The sequence below is a fragment of the Streptomyces sp. NPDC096310 genome, assembly GCF_044763125.1.
In the GTDB taxonomy this organism is placed as follows: Bacteria; Actinomycetota; Actinomycetes; order Streptomycetales; family Streptomycetaceae; genus Streptomyces.
The window spans coordinates 34,757-52,803 of the sequence record NZ_JBIWFO010000035.1 but is presented as its reverse complement, the minus strand read 5'-3'; the positions used below and the strand labels follow the sequence as shown (position 1 = coordinate 52,803).

Sequence of the window (18,047 nt, the reverse complement as noted above, 5' to 3'; positions counted from 1 at the left end):
GAAGCGACGCGGAGCGTCGTTGAGTGACGACAACGCCGCGGATGTGCGTGCATGGCACCTCCCCGCAGACGGGACTTCGGAATGACTCGTCTAGACGAGCGTGACCCCGTAGGCGCTCAGGGCCTCCGTCACCGGCTGGAAGTACGTCGTACCGCCGGAGGTGCAGTTCCCGCTGCCGCCCGAGGTCAGCCCGATGGCGAGCGAGCCCGAGTAGAGCGGCCCGCCGCTGTCGCCCGGTTCGGCGCAGACGGTGGTGCGGATCAGGCCGCTGACGACGTCGCCGCTGCCGTAGTTCACCGTGTAGTTGAGGCCCGTCACCGAACCGCTGTGGATGCCAGTCGTGGAGCCGCGGCGCGTGACGGACATCCCGTTGGTGGCGTTGGCCGCGCCCGTGATGGTGACGCTGCCGACGGTGCCCGGGTGGGCAAGCGAGGTGTTCGAGTACCGCACGAGACCGTAGTCGTTGCCGGGGAAGCTGGTGCCGGCCGACGGGCCGATGCTCGTGGTGTGCGCGGAGCTGGTGTACCAGGGCGGGAGGCCCTCGGTGCAGTGGCCCGCCGTCAGGAAGTAGTAGGTACTGCCGCTGCGGACGTTGAACCCGGCCGAGCAGCGCCAGCTCGTGGCGTAGACGGCGTCGCCGCCCGAGATGAGCTTGGAGAGGGTGCCCGTGGTGCGCTCGACGCGCAGCGCGCCCGCGTTGGCGCCGGCGGCCCGCTCGATGGAGTCGATCTCGGCCGCCGTGACGGTGGAGTCGGCCTGTACGACAAGGGAGTTGCTCGCCGGGTCGACGGCCCAGGCGGTACCCGCGACATCGGCTTCCAGTACGGCCTCGCTCGCCGCGCCGAGCTGGCTCGCGCTGAACGTGGTGGGCTGGGCGGCGTTCGCGGTGGGTATCGCGAGGGCCGCCGCCGCGGCTATTCCGGTGGTGACGGCGATCAGACGTATGCGTCTTGCCACGCCGCTGAGGGGGGTGGTGCGCTTGATCCTCACTGGTCGTTCCTCCCGAGGGAAATCGGGGGCCCGTTGGTGGGGTTCAGGGGCCCGTGAGGCGCGGTCGGCGGCGCGGCGCGTCCGGGGGTCGCCCGGACGCGCCGCGCCTCGACCGGCGCTGCACGGGAGTATTGGCGGCCTCAACTCCCCTCGCAAGGGCGGGATTTGGCCGCGCGGATGACCAGTGGGGCGTACGGTGCCGGGGCGCCTCGTGGGGTGGCGCCCCAGCCGCGGCCGCCGCGGGACGCGGGTCGGTCAGTCGGTGAGGACCGCGCGTTCGCCCGCCGGGACGGCGATGAGAAGGGTGTTGCCGGGCGGCGGGAAGGGGCAGATGAAGTGGTCGGCGAAGGCGCACGGCGGGAGCAGCGCGCGGTTGAAGTCGACCGTCACCGTCCCGTCGGCGGCCGGGGCTGCGGGACGCAGGAAGCGGAAGGGGAAGCCGCCGTCGCCGCCGGTGGCGTCCGCGAAGACCGCCCACAGCGAGCCGTCGGGCTCCACCGCGACCTGGAGGGTGTGTTCCGCGCCGCCGGCGGTGAAGGCGATCTCCCCGCCGAGGCCGAGGCCCCGCTCCCGGCCGTCGGCGTTCGGGACCCGTACGGTGCGGCTCGCCTCGTACGGCCGGAAGCGGCCGGGCAGCGTCCAGGCCGGGTCGTACGGGGTGGCGTCGGTGGCGCGGAAGGCGTGGCGCGCGGCGGACCCCGGGTCGACGTCCCGTACGGCCCACTGTCCTTCGCGGCGCAGTACGACGAGCCTGCGCTCGCCGGCCGCGATCCGGGCCTCGTCGAAGCGTCCGGTGTCGGCGCCGAGCCGGATCTCCCCGGTGAGGGGTGCGCCGTCGGCGCTCAGCCCGTCCCCGGCCGCCGCGCTCAGGACGACCGTGTCGCCGTCCTCGCGCCACACCCCCGGGAGCCCGGGGAGGGTCCCGTCGGGGTGGTCGGCGAGCCAGTGGGTGCCGGTGAGGGCGAGCGGTCCGTACGGGGCACAGACCGTGACGGTGCGGTGTGCGTGCCAGCTCGCCCACTCCTGGGCGGGTGCGGGCGGGTTTTCCGTTGTCATGCTGTTTCACCTTTCCATACCGGGTCGGGGAGCCCGAGATGGGAGCGCAGGGTGGTGCCTTCGTATTCCGTACGGAAGGCGCCGCGCTCCCGCAGCAGCGGCACCACCCGGTCGACGAAGTCGTCGAGCCCGCCCGGGGTGAGATGGGGGACGAGGATGAAGCCGTCGGCCGCTTCGCCGGAGACGAAGGCGTCCATCTGCGCCGCGACGGTCTCCGGGGCGCCGATGAAGGACTGCCGGGCCGTGGTCTCGATGACGGTCCGGCGGATGGAGAGCCCCTTGGCCTCGGACAGCGCCCGCCACCTGGCTGCCACGGCGAGCGGGTCGGCGACCCGTACCCGGCCCTGGACCAGCGAGGAGTCCGGGTCGGGGTCGATCTCGGGCAGCGGCCCGTCCGGGTCGTAGCCGGAGAGGTCTCGGCCCCAGACCTGTTCCAGGGCGAGCAGCGCGTTCTGCGGGGAGACCTGCTGGGCGCGGATCTCGGCGGCGTGCTCCCGCGCCTCGGCGTCGGTGTCGCCCAGGACGACGGTGACCCCGGGCATGATCTTGAGGTCGTCGGGCTTCCTGCCGTACGCGGCCAGCCGCGCCTTGGTGTCGGCGTAGAAGGCGCGGCCCGCCTCCTTAGTGGCGCCCCGGGTGAAGATCACATCGGCGGCGGAGGCGGCGAACTCCCGGCCCTCGTCGGAGTCGCCCGCCTGGATGATCACGGGGTGGCCCTGCGGGGAGCGCGGGACGGTGAACTCGCCCGCGATCTCGAACTGGGGCCCGGAGTGCGCGAAGGGCCGGGGCGTGCCGTACGGGGCGCCGGGCGCGGGCGGTGTCCAGGAGTCCCACAGTTCGCGGGCGGTACGGACGAACTCGGCGGCCCGGGTGTAGCGGTCGGCCCGGTCGAGATAGCCGCCGCGCCGGAAGTTCTCCCCGGTGAAGGCGTCGGAGGAGGTGACCACGTTCCAGGCGGCGCGGCCGGCGCTGAGATGGTCGAGGGTGGCGAGTCTGCGGGCCAGTTCGAACGGCTCGTTGAAGGTGGCGTTCACGGTGGCGGCGAGGCCGAGCCGGTCGGTGACGGCGGCGAGCGCGTTCAGGACGGTGAGCGATTCGGGGCGGCCGACGACGTCCAGATCGTGGATGCGGCCGCCCTGTTCGCGCAGCCGCAGCCCCTCGGCGAGGAAGAAGAAGTCGAAGGTGCCGCGCTCGGCGGTCCTGGCCAGCGCCTCGAAGGAGGCGAACTCGATCTGGGAGCGGGAGCGGGGGTCGGCCCACACGGTGGTGCTGTTGACCCCGGGGAAGTGCGCGGCGAGGTGGATCCGCTTGCGGGCCCCGGGGCGCGAGGGCGAGGCGGGCCCGGTCGGCTCGGTGGTCATGACGCTCCCCCCGCGGTCGTGTACCGGTTGGCGGGGCGGGCGAGGCCCAGGTGTTCGCGGAGGGTGCCGCCCGGGTGGAAGGTGCGGAAGAGGCTGCGGTGCTGAAGGACCGCGACGGTGCCGTTGACCAGGCGTTCGAGGTCGCGGTGGGGCTCGACGGGGGTCAGGTGGAAGCCGTCGACGGCGCCGCCGTCGTGCCAGCGGGTGATGAGGTCGGCGAGGTCGACGGGGCCGCCCCGGTAGTGCGCGCCCGCCGCGCCGGCGGCGGTGTGCGCCCCGTTCACCGGGCCGGGTTCCGGCGGGCGTTCACCGTCGTGGCAGTCGAGGGTGAGCGCGGCCAGGACGCGCAGGGTGCCGGGGTCGCGGCCGTGGACGGCGGCGCGGGCCCGCAGCCGTACGCGCAGGGCCGCCGCCTCCTCGGGCCGGCCCGCCCTGATCAGGACGACGTCGGCGTGCCGGGCGGCGGTCTCGGTGAGGGCGGGGGTGCGTCCGGTCGCTATGTCGACCACGGTGACGGGGTGCCCCTGGGGCGGCCTCGGCACGATGGACGGGCCGCGCACGGTGAAGGCGGCGCCCTCGAAGTCGACGTGGTGCAGCTTGTCGCGGTCGATGAAGCGCCCTGTCGACGTATCGCGGATCTCGGCGTCGTCCTCCCAGCTGTCCCAGAGCCGGGCGGCCACGTCGGCGACCTCGCCCGCCTCCCGCCAGAGGGCGGACGGGGGCGCGGCGGGGCGGCGGCCGAAGAGCCGGGCCTGCGCGGTGGTGGTCGACACGTCGGCAAGCCACCCCGCCCGGCCGTGGCTCACCCAGTCCAGGGTGGCGACGGCCGTGGAGAGATGGAACGGCTCGGTGTGGGTGGTGGTGACGGTGGGGACGAGTCCGACGCGCTCGGTGGCGGGGGCGACCCGCGCGAGCACGGCGAGCGCGTCGGGGCCGGGGCGTTCGAAGGAGTCCCTGAGCGTCACGAAGTCGAGGGAGCCGCGCTCGGCGAGTCGGGCCAGCTCCACGTAGGACGCGGCGTCGTACCGGGGCGGGCCGCCGATCTCGGCGGCGAGGTGCAGGGGGCGGGTGGCGGTCATGACGGGCCTGCCTTCCGGCTTCCGACGGGCTGGTCGGGCCCGTCCGTCGGGTGAGGGGACGGCACACGGCGTCCGGGGACGGCGCGCGCCGCACGGGCGGACGCCCCGGCGAGCAGGGTGAGGACGGCCCGCGCTGCGGCGTCGTTCTGGCGGAACGCGGGGCCGCCCGTGCCCGGCCGGGTGAACGCCCCGCTGGAGCGTGCGGTGGTGTACGGGCCGAGCGAGAAGCGGCGCGGGTGCGGGCGGCCGTCGCGTTCCACGAGCCGGCCGTCGCCGGGGTCGACCAGGACCAGCCCGCCCGGGGAGATCGCGGCGGCGCCCTCGTCGTACAGGGCGCGCAGCAGGGGGCTGAGGGTGCGCTCCGGCGAGGGGTCGGGGAGCCGGGCCTCGACCAGGGCGCGGGCCTCGACGTACTCCCCCGGTACGGAGGCGCTGCCGGCCCGGAAGAGACCCCGGCGCTCGTCGGCCTCGACGGTGGTGCCGGCGCCGAGGAAGCGGACGACACCGGCCCGGGAGAGCGCGAGGAGCTGCCGCAGCCGGGGTCCCGGCGGCCCCGAGGCGAGATAGCTGAAGAAGCCGTGCCAGCGCCCGCCGGGGTCACCGAGGTCGCCGAGGCGGACGAGCTGGCCGTAGACGGAGAGCAGCCCGAGGAAGACCCCGAGGTCGGCGCTGTGGGCCGGATCGTGCCGGCGGGCCAGGTCACCGGTGATGTAGGCGCGCAGGCCGTCCTGGAGCGCGTCGTACGAGGCGAACCGCACCCCGTCCAGCGGCCGGTCGAGCACGGCGAGGTCGAGCCGGTCGGCGGGGTCGGGGACGGCGGAGCCGACCAGGGCGTCCAGGGCGGGGCTTCCGGGGTCGGTGGCCGCGTACTTCTCCTCGAAGTCGGTCCAGTCGACGCGGGTGCGCTCGGGGTGGGCGGTGAAGAGCCGGTGGTAGTGGGCGAAGCCGAGTTCCTTCTCGACCAGTGGCCGGATGTCGCGGGTGTAGTCGGGCCGGTCGGTCCGGGCCAGCAGGGCGTCGATCTGCGCGGGCCCGAGGAAACGCGGCAGCGGGGGGCGGCCCCCGGCCAGCCCGTAACCGATCTTGGAGTGGTACGGGACACCGCGCCGCGAGCCGACATGGAGGACGGGTTCACGCCCCGAGGGGTGGTAGACCAGCTCGTCGGTGGGGCCCGTGCCGCCGGTGTAGTGGCCGCCGCGCCCCTCGGTGAGCAGCACCATCAGATCGACGAAGGCGAGCCCGAAGCCGCGTACGACGACCGGTTCACCGGCCGGCAGAGCGGAGAGGTCGCTGTCAGCGGTGAAGTCCGGCGGCAGGTGGAGCAGCCCGTGGCGGCGGGCGAATCCGGCCAGCTCCACCTGTTCCCGGTCGGGTTCCGCGTCGAGATGGCCGAGGGTCAGGACGACGAGATCGGCCTCCAGCGGTTCGTCGCGGCCGGCGAGCGTCACGCGTTGGCGTCCGCCGCGCTCCCCGGAGACCCGTAGCGCCTCGGTGGGGTGGAGATGGACCCGGACGCCGGGCGGCAGGGCGGCCACCGTCCGCTCGTACACCCAGCTCAGATAGGCGCTCTGGACCCGGCGGCTGGGGAAGCTCTGCCCGGTGAGGGCGGCGATCTCGGCCGGCAGCCCGCCGGGGTCGGCCGCGTCCCCGGCCCGCTCCGCGGCGTCCCCGGCGGGGGAGGCTTCGGCCCCGGCGGGGGAGGCTTCGGCCCCGGCGGCGAGGCGGGTGCGGCCCGCCGCGATGTCGCGGGCCCAGGCGTCGAGCGCGGGGCCGGGGCGTACGGGGCCCTCCAGCACGACCGAGTCGTCGGTGAACATCGTCACGTCCTCGGCCATGGAGTTCATCCAGAGCAGCGGGGACTGGTCGCGGCGCCAGATCCGCCCCGCGCCGGGCGGGAACGGGTCGACGAGATGGATGTCCAGTGGCAGACCGCCGTACAGGGACGGCGCGTTGGCGGCGATCCGCTCCAGGAAGCCGGTGCCGCGCGGGCCGGCGCCGATCACGACGACGGACGGGGTGGCGGGCGGGGTGCGGAGGGTGTCCGGATCCGGTGACGCGGGCATGGGAAGGCTCCGTGGATGCAGAGATCGAACACGGGAGGTGCCTTCACGCGGAACGCGGACGGACCGAGCCCCTCAGCGGGGTCCGTCTGCGGGGACGAGGCTAAGCGGCCCGTACGGCCTGTTGTCAAGCCTGTCCGTACTGTGAGAGGTCCGTCTCACCGGGGGACGGAGCCGGTTGACGCGGAAACGGATGCCTGTTCCACTTGGCACATGTACTCGCAGCAGTGGCTGGTCACGCGCTCCCACATCGACTTCGGTCGCGTGTGGTCCTCTTCCTGTTGAGCTGACGCCCTGCTCCGCCCCGTACCTTCCGCGGCGCCCGCCGCGCCGTTTCCCCGCGTGCCTTCACACGCAGCGCTCCAGGCTCCTCCCCTCCCCTCGTACCGCCGTCTCGTACCGCCCGTCTCGTACCGCCGTCCGGCGCGCGCCGCCGGGCGCTGTCAGACACCCCCGCAATCACAGCAGCTACAGCAGTTGCCACAGCTCTCGCCGCAGCTACAGCAGTTGCCGCAGCCGTCACAGCAATCACCGCACGCCTCACAGCAGTCACCGTCGCGGCAGACGCCTTCGTGTTTCTGCCGCGACCAGGGGCCCTCGTACTCCTGCGCACAGCACATCCGGCAGGTGCAGCACAGCCCGGTGAAGACCGCGCAGCCGGCCAGGAACCCGCGCTTCTCCGGCGGCTTCCCCGGGCCCTCGGGGAAGCCCGGAGGGGGCCCGCCCGGGGTACCGTACGGGGTCCCGCCGGGGGTCCCGTACGGGTTGCCGCTCCCGGTGTGCGCGCACCCCGCCGTACCGAAGGCGCGGTCGACCGAGGCGCGCGGTTCGTGCGCGAGCAGGACATGCGCGAGACGGCCGTCGGTGAACTCCGCGTCGCGCAGCGCGAGCCGGATGCCCCGCACCGCGTCGTCGGCGAGCCTGCGGGCCTCCGTGCGGGTGGTGCCGGTCGCGGTGAGCGGGTTCCAGGCCCCTGACGCCGCATCAGTTCCCTGGTCCTCCACGGCGTCCAGGAGGTGCGCGAGCCGTCCGAAGAGCCGCCCCGCCTCGGCCAGCGGTTCCCGGTTTTCCGGCCGCCCGGCCAGGACGGCGGTGTACGCGAAGGCCGCGGCGGTCGCCGTCTCGGTCGGCTCGGTGACGGCGAGCAGCGGGGTGCCGGGGCCGGCCAGCGCCTCGATCCCCGGCTGCCGGTCGACGGCGTCGACCAGGACGGCGGTGTCGAAGCCCAGCTCCGCGCCGGCCCGGGCGCCCGCCCGGTCCCAGCCGCCGGCGACCCGGCGCGCGGCGGCCGCCAGCGGCCTGCGCCGCAACAGCCCGTCCCCGTCGGCGACGTGGTCCCGTACCTTCGCGGAGGCCAGCACGAGCGAGACGGCGGCGGCGAGCCGCGCGCCCTCGCCGCGCGCGACCGGCGCGGTCCGCATCCCACGCAGCGGGCAGGGTCCGGCGGTACGGCGCAGCTCCGGGGTCCGGTGGGACTGAGCCTCCGTCAGGACCGAGACGATCAGGCCGTCGTAGTTGGTGACGATCCGGGCGAACTGCCCGTGGTCGGCGCGAAGTGCCAGACAGAGCCCGCACAGATGCGCGGTCCACTCCGTTCTGAGAGCGCTGCCGAGCCGATGCGTGCAGGGCCTGACGATTCCGAACACGACGTTCCCCCGAGTGCCGTTCCTTCGTGAGCGACGCATCGTATCGAGTGATCCATTCACTCGGACGACGTCAACGTCACCCATCTGGCCGGAACGTAATATTTTGCACCACCTCAGGGCCCCTATCCTGGAAGAACCTTGACGAATCGCCACATCTTCTGCACCAGTACCGTCACGAATCGCCTGCGCGCCGACTATCCCCTTGGCGCACGATCCGCATGATGGACGACGATAGGGATAGGGAACGTCAAGTGACCGCGGTGAAAGGAGGCGTCCATGGGATCGGTGCGCAAGGCGAGTGCCTGGCTGGGCCTCGTCGAGGACAACGACGAGCGTTACTACGACGACGAGTACGCCGAGGGTGCTGAAAGCGGCGAGACCTGGCGGAGCGAGCCCCGCATGCGGGTCGCCCCCGAGTCCACCGCCCAGGAGCAGGACCGCAGAATCGCCACGGTCTCCCCGGAGTCCTTCCGGGACGCCCGGGCCATCGGCGAACTCTTCCGGGCCGGCACCCCGGTCATCATGAACCTCACGGCCATGGAGCCCGCCGACGCCAAGCGGGTCGTCGACTTCGCCGCGGGACTGATCTTCGGTCTGCGCGGTTCCATCGACCGGGTCGCCACCCGGGTCTTCCTGCTCAGCCCGGCCGACACCGAGATCGTCACCGGTGACGCCGTCGGCCGCCCGCAGGACGGCTTCTTCAACCAGAGCTGAGCAGGGCGGCTCACCGGAACGCGTCGAGGCCGGTGAGCGCCTTGCCCAGCACGAGCTGATGCATCTCCACGGTGCCCTCGTAGGTGAGCACCGATTCGAGGTTCGTCGCATGGCGCATCACGGGGTATTCGAGCGAGATCCCGTTGGCGCCGAGAATCGTCCGCGCGGTCCGGCAGATCTCGATCGCCTCCCGTACGTTGTTCAGCTTGCCGAAGCTGACCTGTTCGGCCCGGAGCCGGCCCGCGTCCATCCGCCGCCCCAGATGGTGGGCGAGCAGGATCCCCTTGTGCAGTTCGAGCGCCATGTCGGCGAGTTTGGCCTGGGTGAGCTGGAAACCGCCGATCGGCCGGCCGAACTGCTCCCGGGTCCGCGCGTAGTCGAGCGCGGTCTCGAACGCGGCGCGCGCGGCGCCCATCGAGCCCCAGACGATGCCGTAGCGCGCGTGGCCCAGACAGCTCAGCGGCCCGCGCAGCCCGGTCACCCCGGGGAGTACGGCGTCGGCGGGCAGCCGTACCCCGTCCAGGACCAGTTCGCTGGTGACCGAGGCGCGCAGCGACCACTTGTGACGGATCTCGGGGGCGGAGAACCCGGGGGTGCCGGCCGGCACGAGGAATCCCCTGATCCCGCCGCCTTCCCCGCCTCGACCGGCTCCGCCGTCGTCACCGTCGCGGTCGGTCCGCGCCCAGACGACGGCGACCCCCGCCACCGAGCCGTTGGTGATCCACATCTTGCGTCCGTCGAGCACCCAGTCGGAGCCGTCGCGCCGGGCGTACGTCCGCATGCCCGCCGGGTCGGAGCCGTGGTCGGGTTCGGTGAGACCGAAGCAGCCGATGGTGTCGCCCGCCGCCATGCCCGGCAGCCACCGCTCCTTCTGTTCCTCGGAGCCGTACCGGTGGATCGCGTACATGGCGAGCGAGCCCTGTACGGAGACCAGGGAGCGGATACCGGAGTCGGCCGCCTCCAGCTCCAGACAGGCCAGTCCGTACTGGACGGCGCTCGCGCCCGCGCAGCCGTATCCCGTCAGGGACATGCCGAGCGCGCCGAGGGAGCCGAGTTCCTTGGCCAGTTCGCGGATGCCGGGCAGTTCGCCGCGTTCGTACCACTCGGCGACGTACGGCAGCACCCGGTCGGCGGCCCAGGCGCGCACGGTGTCCCGGATCGCCAGCTCGTCCGGGTCGAGGAGGTCGTCGAGGCCGAGGGGGTCACGCGGGTCGAAGGGCGGCGGCTGGGCCGCTGACGGTACGGGCATGGCACGCCTCCGGCGGCTCGCACGGAACGGACGGTGAGCCGATCACGACACACCGCATCGGCGCCGAACGTTACGGCTCAGCGTGGAGCGCGTCCAGACCCGGCCCGTGCGGCGGGTCCCCGGCTCGCCGGTACGCCCGCGGGGGTCTGCTCCCGCTCCGGTGACGTGCGCATACGGGGCGGCCGGTGATCGGCCGGCCGGGGCCGCTCGGGGCCGCGCGCGGGCGGGCGCCCCTCGTTCGCGGAGGTCTCGGCGGACCTGGAGGGCCCGGCGGCGCGGGGCGTGCTCAGCTCCTCCTCGACGGCGGGCGTCGCGCACTCCATGGCCCGGGGCAGCCGCAGCGCGGCCAGCGCGCCGAGCAGCAGCAGCCCGACGCTGACCAGCAGCGTCACATGAAGGCCGTGGACGAACGACTCGCGCGCCGCCGTCCGCAGCGCCTGTCCCGCGGGCCCGCCGAGCCGGGTGGCGACCTGGTACGCCTCGCCGAGCGAGTCCGCCGCGGCGGTGCTCGCGCCCGGCGGGACGCCCTTCACCGAGGTCATCGCGGGCGCGTACACCGCGTTCATCACGCTGCCGAGCAGGGCGATCCCCATGCCCGCGCCCAGTTGGTAGGAGGTCTCGCCGATCGCCGCGGCGCCGCCCGCCTGTTCCGGCGGGGCCTCGCTGAGCATCGACTCGTACGCCCCGAAGAGCGTGGTCTGGAGCCCGAAGCCGAGCAGCACGAATCCGGTGGTCAGCAGCGCGGGCCGGTCGTGCTGGCCCATCATGACCAGCAGCAGCACGGCGGCGGCGGTGAGCACGAACCCCCAGGCCACCATCCGGCGCGGCCCCAGCCGGCTCAGGGTGGCGGAGCCGGTGACCCCGGCGGCCATGGCGGCGAAGGTGAGGGGCAGCAGCCGCAGCCCGGTCTGGAGCGGGCTGAGTCCCAGCACGAGCTGGAGGTACTGCACGGCGATGAGTTCCAGGCCGACCAGCGCGAGCATGGCGAGGACGATGCAGCCGACGGAGGTGGAGAACGTCGGCCTGGCGAACATCCGGACGTCGATCAGCGGATGGGTCCTGCGCCGCTGCCGCCGGACGAAGAGAACGAGGAGCGCGGCCCCGACGCACAGCGGAACGAGCGTCATCGGCCCGAGCGGCCCCTCCCCCGCGCCGAGCCGCTTCACGCCGTAGACCACCCCGAGCACCCCGGCCGCGGCCGTCAGCGCGCCGAGAACGTCCCAGGGGCCGTCGCCGACGCCCTTCGACTCGGGCAGGACGAAGCGGCCGAGCGGCATCAGGAGCGCCAGCAGCGGGATGTTGACCAGGAAGACGGAGCCCCACCAGAAGTGCTCGACGAGGAAGCCGCCCAGTACCGGGCCGACGGCGGCCCCGACCGCGGCGACCGCCGTCCAGATCCCGATGGCCATGGCCCGTTCACGCCGGTCGGGGAAGACCGCGCGCAGGATGGAGAGGGTGGCGGGCATGATCATCGCGCCGCCGACGCCGAGCAGGGCGCGCGCCGCGATCAGGATCAGCGGGGTGTCCGCGAAGGCGGCGAGCGCCGAGGCGACCCCGAAGAGCGCGTATCCGGTCAGCAGGACCCGCCGACGCCCGACCCGGTCGCCGAGGGTGCCGAAGAGGATCAGCAGCGCCGCGCAGACGAGCGGGTAGGCGTCCACGATCCACAGCAGCTCGACCCCGCTGGGGCGGAGGTCCGCGGTGACGGCCGGTACGGCGACGTGCAGCACGGTCGCGTCCAGCGCGACCAGCAGCAGGCTGACGCACAGGATCAGCAGGACGATCCAGCGGTTCGCACCGCCACCGGCCGGGCGCAGCCGCGCTCCGGCCGTGGTGGTCCCGGACATCTGCGTACCTCCCAATGCGTCCCCAGGGTCTGTGCTGAGTTCCCCCGCGGCGTCACGCGCCCTGGTAGCACAGGCCCTGGCACTCGGCGGGCCAACGGGGACACGGGTCCCTGCGGGGTGGCCCGGCATCGACGGGCGAGTGAGCCGTCAGCGTACGCGAGTGTTCCCGCGTGGCGCGTGGTGCATCTCTCACCGCTCTGACCAGGGAGTGTGGCGTACGCCACGTCGCCCGCGCCAGGTGGGGCCCGGACGCGACACGAGCGTGAGGGAAATTCCGCGCGACGCCCCGGTGAACTAATTCGGTTCCGTGGAAAGACACTCCCCGGAACGGCGTCCCGATGAATAGGGCCGAAGGGCCCTGGCGATTTCACGGACGACTCTTACGGAAATGTGATCCGAGACATAGTCCACATCACATCGTCATCACGAAGGGACCGGATCGGCCGGGTCGCACACTCACTCGCTGTAACGTCCTTTACGTGCGTACCGACATCTTTGCCCGCCTGGACCGGGAGCCGGAACCGCCGAAGATAGAGATCCCGCGGATGAGCCGCACTCGTAAGGTTCTCTTCGGCGGGACCTTGGCGTTCTATCTCGCCATCGTCGTCGCCGTGCTCGTCTCGTCCTCGCTGGTGATCATCGACTGGAAGATCATGCTCTTCCGGCCCTACCAGCAGTGGCCGGTCATCCACCCGTACCTGGACTACTTCGTGGTGCTCGGCCAGCGCGGCCCGACCGCCGTGATGATCGCGGCCTGGCTGGGCTGGCGCTCCTGGCGCCAGCACACGCTGCGGCCCCTGCTGACCCTCGGCGCCGCGCTGCTGCTGCTCAACGTGACCGTCGGCGCGGTCAAGCTCGGACTCGGGCGGCTCGGCCCCCACTACGCGACGCAGATCGGCTCGGCCGAACTCTTCGCGGGCGGCGATATATTTCCTTCCGGCCACACCGCCAACGCCGTGGTGACCTGGGGAATCCTGGCCTATCTTGCCACCACGCCGCGGGCCAGGCGCTATCTCTCCGTCATGTCGTCCCTGGTGGCGCTCGGGGTCGGCGCGACCACCGTCTACCTCGGTACGCACTGGCTGAGCGATGTGCTCCTCGGCTGGGCCGCCGGGCTGCTGATCCTGCTGGGGCTGCCCTGGGCGGAGCCGCTGATCGGCCGCGCCGAGCAGGCGGTCTTCGCGGTCCGCGAGCGCTGGCGCGCCCGCCGGGGCCCGACGCCCACCGTCCCCGCGACCGGCACGGGGCCGGGGAGCGGCGGACCGTCCAGGCGGCCCGAGACGGTGCCCCAGGGCGCGCAGCAGGCCGTGGAGGGCACCCCCTGCGAGGCCGTCGGCCCAGCTCACGGGGGACGGACCACCGGCGGCCGCACCACCGGCCAGCTCACCACCGCCCAGTCCCGGCAGCACGCGGTGCGCTCGGAGCGGACCCCGGTCACCCCGGCGGGCGGCAGCCGTCGCCCGCCCCGCTCCCGGCCCCTGACGGGCGGCTGAGAGCCCGCACGGGGGCGGTACGCACACGCCGCCACTCCCCCGTGACATGACGGAAGCCCCGGCCGCGGCCGGGGCTTCCGTCATGTCACGTACGGGTGCTGGTGCGTCCTGGCCGCTCAGCCGGCCCAGCAGCGGATGACCCGGCCGCCGTCGACCTCGAAGTTGAGCCGGCCGACGACGAACTCCATCGTGATGATCGAGCCCGGGGGCAGTGCCCTGAGATGGGTCCAGCCGCGCCCGCGAGCCTGCCGCTCGGCGCTCTCGGCGTCGAGTCCGACATAGGACTCGGGTGCGTCGTCGGGCTGTCGGGGAGGAGTCGGTAGGGAAGCCATACCACTCACCGTAGGCGCCGGGAGGCACCGAAGGAAGCGGAACGGAAGGAGATCGGAAGGAGATCGGAAGCCGTCCGTTACCGGGAGAGGAAGGTTCGAGTCCCTTGGCGGTCACGCTTGTGTCACAGGTTCCCGACACTCTCCGCGTGCGCACCTCTTCACCCTTACGGACCAGTCGCCTCGCACGCGTCGATAATTCCAAAGCCCCGAAGATCACATAAATTTCGCTCCCTGAATTCCGCTCGACAAGTCGGGCATGAACGCGCGTCGGACAATGGGCGCGCCATTGGGGCACCGGACGAATTCACGATTTCCCCCGCTCCCCGCACGCGGGCCGCCCCCGCGCCCGCCCGGCCGGGGCCGTCGTCGCGGAGGCCACCGGAAGCAGCAACGTGATCCGGCCACCGTCGTGACGCACCGACATCCCGATTTGTCGACTCATACATCCGCTGACCTGGGGCCCGCCGGGCCGGGGCGATGGTCACGCCCGGGTCCCCGGTCCGGCCTGGGCGTACGGGTTCCGGCCACCGGTCGGCGCGGCGCGCGGGACGGTTCGATTCTGTACGCCCGCGCGCGTGACCCGGGCCACGGCTCACCCGTTGTCTCTGTACGAGCCGGGAACAGCCCGGCCCACGCACCGAGTTCGAGGAGCCACCCGTGCCGCGCATGCTCGATGTCAGCGAGGACGTCCGCGCCGAGATCGGCGACGAAGAAGCCGACCGGCTGCTCGCCGGAGAGAACTCCCCGGGCAGTTACGACTGCACCTCCTGCCGGACCCCGGGCGACTCCGAACAGGAGCGGACCAGCACCGTTCTGTTCGTGGGCGAGGAGACCGCGGTTCTCGCCTTCGCCCACGCCACCTGTATCCCCTCCCAGGTCGTCCAGGTCGCCGAGGACCAGCTCCAGGGCGCCGTCCGGTCGATCACCGGCGGCGAGCAGCCCCAGCCGTCCCAGGCAGCCGTTCCCAACGCCGCTCCCGGACAGGCCGTGCTCGGTGTCACCAGCGGTCTGGTGCTGCTGGAGGAGGGCCTGCACCCCGCCCTCGTCGTCGAGCCGACGGCCCCGATCGCCCGGCCGGGCTCCGACTCCACCACCGACGAGTTCCTGTCGCTCCTGATCGAGCAGGGCTTCCAGCCGGTCAACGCCCTGGAGTCGGTGCCCGCGCAGAACCCGGGCTGGTCGGTGCTGCTCGCCATGGGCCAGCTCCACGCCGTACTCCAGCCGGGCACCGACGGCGGCTCCCCGACCGCCTGGTGGCAGGCCCACCAGCCCCTCCAGGTCACGGAGGGGTGGCGGACGGCGGCCAACAAGTCGCAGCGGGTGCTGGTCTTCGCCGCGCCGGTCGGCTCCATCGGCCAGCAGCCCCGGGAGGACCTGCTGCGCGACGCCCTGGAGAAGGCCGCGGCCAACGGCAACCTGGTCGCCGCCATGATGCCGCTGGCCGGCACATGACGGAGGACACGCGCCCCACGCGCCGACTGCGCCCGTACCCGCAGCCGGCGAATTCCCCGGGCAGCCCGCATCCGACGGACGGCGGGGTCGTTGGCACGTACGTGCACTCATACGACCCCTCCCGCCCGCAGTACCAGAGCCAGATCCCTTCGATGCGCCCGGCGCAGGACGGAGCGGACGGGTTCTCGACGACCCCGATCTACGACGCCCTCTACTCCGAGTTCCGCAGGTCCTTCAGAGCGCTGCCGGGCGACCGGAGCAACGAGGAGAACCTCGGCTTCACGGCGTTCGGCACCGGGCTGCACGGATCCCACCATGTCTACGGCGGCCACAGCTTCGGTCATACGCAGACGCAGTACCCGGGGTCCTGGCAGCGGGACCCCCGGCAGCAGCACATGGGCAGGACCGACCGGCCGGCGCTGCCGCCGGCGCCGCGCCGCGGGGTCTGACCCGCGCGCACACCGGAGCGGCCGCCGTCTCGGCCGTACGCGGTGGGGCCCGGCACGGACGATCCGTGCCGGGCCCCACCGCGTACGGCGCCCGCTCCCGAGCGCCCCGTCCCGCTACTTCTTGCGCCCGCGCTTCTCACGCACCCGTACGGAGATGTGGATCGGGGTGCCCTCGAAGCCGAACTCCTCGCGCAGCCTGCGCTCCACGAACCGCCGGTACCCGGCCTCGATGAAGCCGGAGGCGAAGAGCACGAACCGCGGCGGCTTCGTGCCGGCCTGGGTGCCGAACAGGATGCGGGGCTGCTTGCCGCCCCGGATGGGGTGCGGGTGCGCGGCGACCAGCTCGCCGAGGAAGGCGTTGAGCCGACCGGTCGGGACGCGGGTCTCCCACCCCGCCAGCGCCGTCTCGATCGCCGGGACCAGCTTCTCCATGTGCCGTCCGGTGCGGGCGGAGACATTGACGCGCGGCGCCCAGGCGATCTGCGCCAGCTCCGTCTCGATCTCCCGCTCCAGGTAGTAGCGGCGCTCCTCGTCGAGGGTGTCCCACTTGTTGAACGCGACGACGATGGCGCGGCCCGCCTCGACGGCCATCGTGACGATGCGCTGGTCCTGGACGCTGATGGACTCGCTCGTGTCGATCAGGATGACCGCGACCTCGGCCTTCTCCACGGCGGCGGCGGTGCGCAGCGACGCGTAGTAGTCCGCGCCGGCCTGGAGGTGGACCCGGCGGCGGATGCCCGCGGTGTCGATGAACTTCCAGACCGTGCCGCCCAGCTCGATCAGTTCGTCGACCGGGTCCCGGGTGGTGCCGGCGACCTCGTTGACGACGACCCGGTCCTCACCCGCGACCTTGTTCAGCAGGGACGACTTGCCGACGTTCGGACGGCCGATGAGGGCGATCCTGCGCGGGCCGCCGAGCGCGGTGCCGAAGGTCTGGGCGGGGGCCTCGGGGAGCGCTTCGAGGACCGCGTCGAGCATGTCGCCGGTGCCGCGGCCGTGCAGCGAGGAGACCGGATGGGGCTCGCCGAGGCCGAGCGACCAGAGTGCGGTGGCGTCCGCCTCGCCGCTCTGTCCGTCGACCTTGTTGGCGCAGAGCACGACGGGCTTGCCCGCCTTGCGCAGCAGCCGTACGACGGCCTCGTCGGTGTCGGTGGCGCCGACCGTGGAGTCCACGACGAAGACCACCGCGTCGGCGGCCTCGATCGCGTACTCGGCCTGGGCGGCGACGGAGGCGTCGATGCCCAGGACGTCCTGCTCCCAGCCGCCGGTGTCGACGATCTTGAAGCGGCGGCCCGCCCACTCGGCCTCGTAGGTGACCCGGTCGCGGGTGACGCCCGGCTTGTCCTCGACGACCGCCTCACGGCGGCCGATGATCCGGTTCACGAGAGTCGATTTGCCGACATTCGGACGGCCGACGACGGCGAGGACGGGCAGCGGGCCGTGACCGGCCTCGTCCAGCGCGCCCTCCACCTCCTCGGCCTCGAAGCCCTCCTGAGCGGCAAGCTCCATGAAGTCCGTGTACTCGGCGTCGCCAAGCTCTCCGTGCTCGTCGCCGGAGTCGATGTGGTCGTTCATGAAGTCCGTACCTCGTTCATCGTGATCGGTGCGCCACGGCTCGCGGCGCACTACTGAAGTCGTGCTGGGCGTCTTACGGCCCGGTGGGCCCGGTGCGTCCGGTGAACCGCCGGGCGTGCTCCAGGTGAGCGGTCAGCCGCTCCTGGATCCGTACGGTGGCCTCGTCCAGGGTCTTGCGGGTGCGCCGCCCGCTCCCGTCACCGGCGTCGAAGGCGTCGCCGTAGACGACGTCCACGCGGCTGCGCAGCGCGGGCAGCCCCCGTATCAGCCGGCCGGGGCGCTCGGTGGAGCCGAGCACCGCGACCGGCACGATCGGCGCCCCCGACCGTACGGCGAAATAGGCGAGCCCGGCACGGAGCGAGGCGAAGTCCCCCTCGCCCCTGCTGCCCTCGGGGAAGATCCCCAGGACACCGCCGTCCGCGAGGACCCCGAGCGCGCCGGTGATCGCGGTGCGGTCGGCGACGGAGCGGTCCACCTTGACCTGTCCGATGGAGAGCAGGAACGGGTCGAGCGGTCCGACGAACGCTTCCTTCTTGATCAGGAAGTGCACCGGCCGGGGCGCGGTGCCCATCACCATCGGGCCGTCGATGTTGTGCGCGTGGTTGACCGCGAGGATCACGGGACCGTGCGCCGGGACCCGCCAGGCGCCGAGCACCCGGGGCTTCCACAGCCCGTACATCAGCCCGATGCCGATACCTCTGCCGACCGCCGCGCCCTGCGCCGAGGGCGGCGCGCCCGCCGCGC

At 73.0% G+C, this 18,047-nt stretch carries 15 protein-coding genes; 4 read left to right on the top strand and 11 right to left on the bottom strand.

Annotated features, from left to right (window positions below):
- Window positions 1-90: 90 nt before the first annotated feature.
- The 6 genes from ACIQ7D_RS35095 to ACIQ7D_RS35070 form a co-directional block, all read right to left on the bottom strand.
- Window positions 91-990: a S1 family peptidase gene (locus tag ACIQ7D_RS35095; protein WP_403944889.1), complete on the bottom strand. Its 900-nt coding sequence runs from the start codon at window positions 988-990 to the stop codon at window positions 91-93.
- A 255-nt stretch (window positions 991-1,245) separates the two neighbouring features.
- The gene (locus ACIQ7D_RS35090; protein WP_403944887.1) at window positions 1,246-2,046 is read right to left on the bottom strand and encodes a DUF1684 domain-containing protein; all 801 of its coding nucleotides are present in this window, start codon (window positions 2,044-2,046) and stop codon (window positions 1,246-1,248) included.
- The gene (locus ACIQ7D_RS35085; protein WP_403944885.1) at window positions 2,043-3,407 is read right to left on the bottom strand and encodes an NtaA/DmoA family FMN-dependent monooxygenase; all 1,365 of its coding nucleotides are present in this window, start codon (window positions 3,405-3,407) and stop codon (window positions 2,043-2,045) included. Before ACIQ7D_RS35085 ends, ACIQ7D_RS35090 begins: the two co-directional genes overlap by 4 nt.
- A complete protein-coding gene (locus tag ACIQ7D_RS35080; RefSeq protein WP_403944882.1) occupies window positions 3,404-4,486 on the bottom strand; it encodes an LLM class flavin-dependent oxidoreductase in 1,083 nt (360 codons plus the stop codon). The genes ACIQ7D_RS35085 and ACIQ7D_RS35080 overlap by 4 nt, the downstream gene beginning before the upstream one ends.
- Window positions 4,483-6,549 (bottom strand): FAD/NAD(P)-binding protein, encoded by a 2,067-nt coding sequence (locus tag ACIQ7D_RS35075; RefSeq protein WP_403944880.1) that lies wholly within the window; start codon window positions 6,547-6,549, stop codon window positions 4,483-4,485. The genes ACIQ7D_RS35080 and ACIQ7D_RS35075 overlap by 4 nt, the downstream gene beginning before the upstream one ends.
- Before the next feature lie 440 nt (window positions 6,550-6,989).
- Complete coding sequence (locus tag ACIQ7D_RS35070; protein ID WP_403944879.1) at window positions 6,990-8,192, bottom strand: DUF5685 family protein; 1,203 nt, start codon at window positions 8,190-8,192, stop codon at window positions 6,990-6,992.
- Window positions 8,193-8,468: 276 nt separating this feature from the next.
- On the opposite strand from ACIQ7D_RS35070, the gene ACIQ7D_RS35065 reads away from it, so the two are divergent.
- Complete coding sequence (locus tag ACIQ7D_RS35065; protein WP_329824618.1) at window positions 8,469-8,906, top strand: cell division protein SepF; 438 nt, start codon at window positions 8,469-8,471, stop codon at window positions 8,904-8,906.
- A gap of 10 nt (window positions 8,907-8,916) precedes the next feature.
- Here the strand turns inward: ACIQ7D_RS35065 and ACIQ7D_RS35060 are convergent, their stop codons facing one another.
- Window positions 8,917-10,155, bottom strand: coding sequence for an acyl-CoA dehydrogenase family protein (locus ACIQ7D_RS35060; protein WP_403944877.1), 1,239 nt, complete (start codon window positions 10,153-10,155; stop codon window positions 8,917-8,919).
- A gap of 77 nt (window positions 10,156-10,232) precedes the next feature.
- Entirely contained in the window at window positions 10,233-12,002 is a 1,770-nt protein-coding gene (locus tag ACIQ7D_RS35055) for an MFS transporter (protein WP_403944875.1), read from the bottom strand.
- A 479-nt stretch (window positions 12,003-12,481) separates the two neighbouring features.
- Between ACIQ7D_RS35055 and ACIQ7D_RS35050 the strand changes: the two genes are divergently transcribed.
- Complete coding sequence (locus ACIQ7D_RS35050) at window positions 12,482-13,495, top strand: phosphatase PAP2 family protein (protein WP_403944874.1); 1,014 nt, start codon at window positions 12,482-12,484, stop codon at window positions 13,493-13,495.
- 116 nt (window positions 13,496-13,611) lie between these two features.
- Here the strand turns inward: ACIQ7D_RS35050 and ACIQ7D_RS35045 are convergent, their stop codons facing one another.
- Window positions 13,612-13,827 (bottom strand): I78 family peptidase inhibitor, encoded by a 216-nt coding sequence (locus tag ACIQ7D_RS35045; protein ID WP_403944872.1) that lies wholly within the window; start codon window positions 13,825-13,827, stop codon window positions 13,612-13,614.
- Between the two features lie 657 nt (window positions 13,828-14,484).
- Here ACIQ7D_RS35045 and ACIQ7D_RS35040 point away from each other — a divergent pair.
- A complete protein-coding gene (locus ACIQ7D_RS35040; protein ID WP_403944869.1) occupies window positions 14,485-15,279 on the top strand; it encodes a hypothetical protein in 795 nt (264 codons plus the stop codon).
- Between the two features lie 152 nt (window positions 15,280-15,431).
- Window positions 15,432-15,728 (top strand): hypothetical protein, encoded by a 297-nt coding sequence (locus tag ACIQ7D_RS35035; RefSeq protein ID WP_403944867.1) that lies wholly within the window; start codon window positions 15,432-15,434, stop codon window positions 15,726-15,728.
- Window positions 15,729-15,842: 114 nt separating this feature from the next.
- Here ACIQ7D_RS35035 and der read toward each other — a convergent pair whose 3' ends face one another.
- On the bottom strand, window positions 15,843-17,303 hold the full coding sequence (gene der, locus ACIQ7D_RS35030; RefSeq protein ID WP_403944864.1) for a ribosome biogenesis GTPase Der: 1,461 nt from the start codon (window positions 17,301-17,303) through the stop codon (window positions 15,843-15,845).
- Between the two features lie 73 nt (window positions 17,304-17,376).
- On the bottom strand, window positions 17,377-17,982 hold the full coding sequence (locus ACIQ7D_RS35025; protein ID WP_403944898.1) for a lysophospholipid acyltransferase family protein: 606 nt from the start codon (window positions 17,980-17,982) through the stop codon (window positions 17,377-17,379).
- Window positions 17,983-18,047 lie beyond the last annotated feature (65 nt).

What these genes read in the sequence shown, in the direction of transcription:
- ACIQ7D_RS35090 (WP_403944887.1), bottom strand. Translation starts at nt 2,046, where the DNA reads ATGACAACGGAAAACCCGCCCGCACCCGCCCAGGAGTGGGCGAGCTGG.
- ACIQ7D_RS35085 (WP_403944885.1), bottom strand. Translation starts at nt 3,407, where the DNA reads ATGACCACCGAGCCGACCGGGCCCGCCTCGCCCTCGCGCCCCGGGGCC.
- ACIQ7D_RS35080 (WP_403944882.1), bottom strand. Translation starts at nt 4,486, where the DNA reads ATGACCGCCACCCGCCCCCTGCACCTCGCCGCCGAGATCGGCGGCCCG.
- ACIQ7D_RS35075 (WP_403944880.1), bottom strand. Translation starts at nt 6,549, where the DNA reads ATGCCCGCGTCACCGGATCCGGACACCCTCCGCACCCCGCCCGCCACC.
- ACIQ7D_RS35065 (WP_329824618.1), top strand. Translation starts at nt 8,469, where the DNA reads ATGGGATCGGTGCGCAAGGCGAGTGCCTGGCTGGGCCTCGTCGAGGAC.
- ACIQ7D_RS35060 (WP_403944877.1), bottom strand. Translation starts at nt 10,155, where the DNA reads ATGCCCGTACCGTCAGCGGCCCAGCCGCCGCCCTTCGACCCGCGTGAC.
- ACIQ7D_RS35055 (WP_403944875.1), bottom strand. Translation starts at nt 12,002, where the DNA reads ATGTCCGGGACCACCACGGCCGGAGCGCGGCTGCGCCCGGCCGGTGGC.
- ACIQ7D_RS35045 (WP_403944872.1), bottom strand. Translation starts at nt 13,827, where the DNA reads ATGGCTTCCCTACCGACTCCTCCCCGACAGCCCGACGACGCACCCGAG.
- ACIQ7D_RS35035 (WP_403944867.1), top strand. Translation starts at nt 15,432, where the DNA reads ATGCGCCCGGCGCAGGACGGAGCGGACGGGTTCTCGACGACCCCGATC.
- der (WP_403944864.1), bottom strand. Translation starts at nt 17,303, where the DNA reads ATGAACGACCACATCGACTCCGGCGACGAGCACGGAGAGCTTGGCGAC.
- ACIQ7D_RS35025 (WP_403944898.1), bottom strand. Translation starts at nt 17,982, where the DNA reads ATGTACGGGCTGTGGAAGCCCCGGGTGCTCGGCGCCTGGCGGGTCCCG.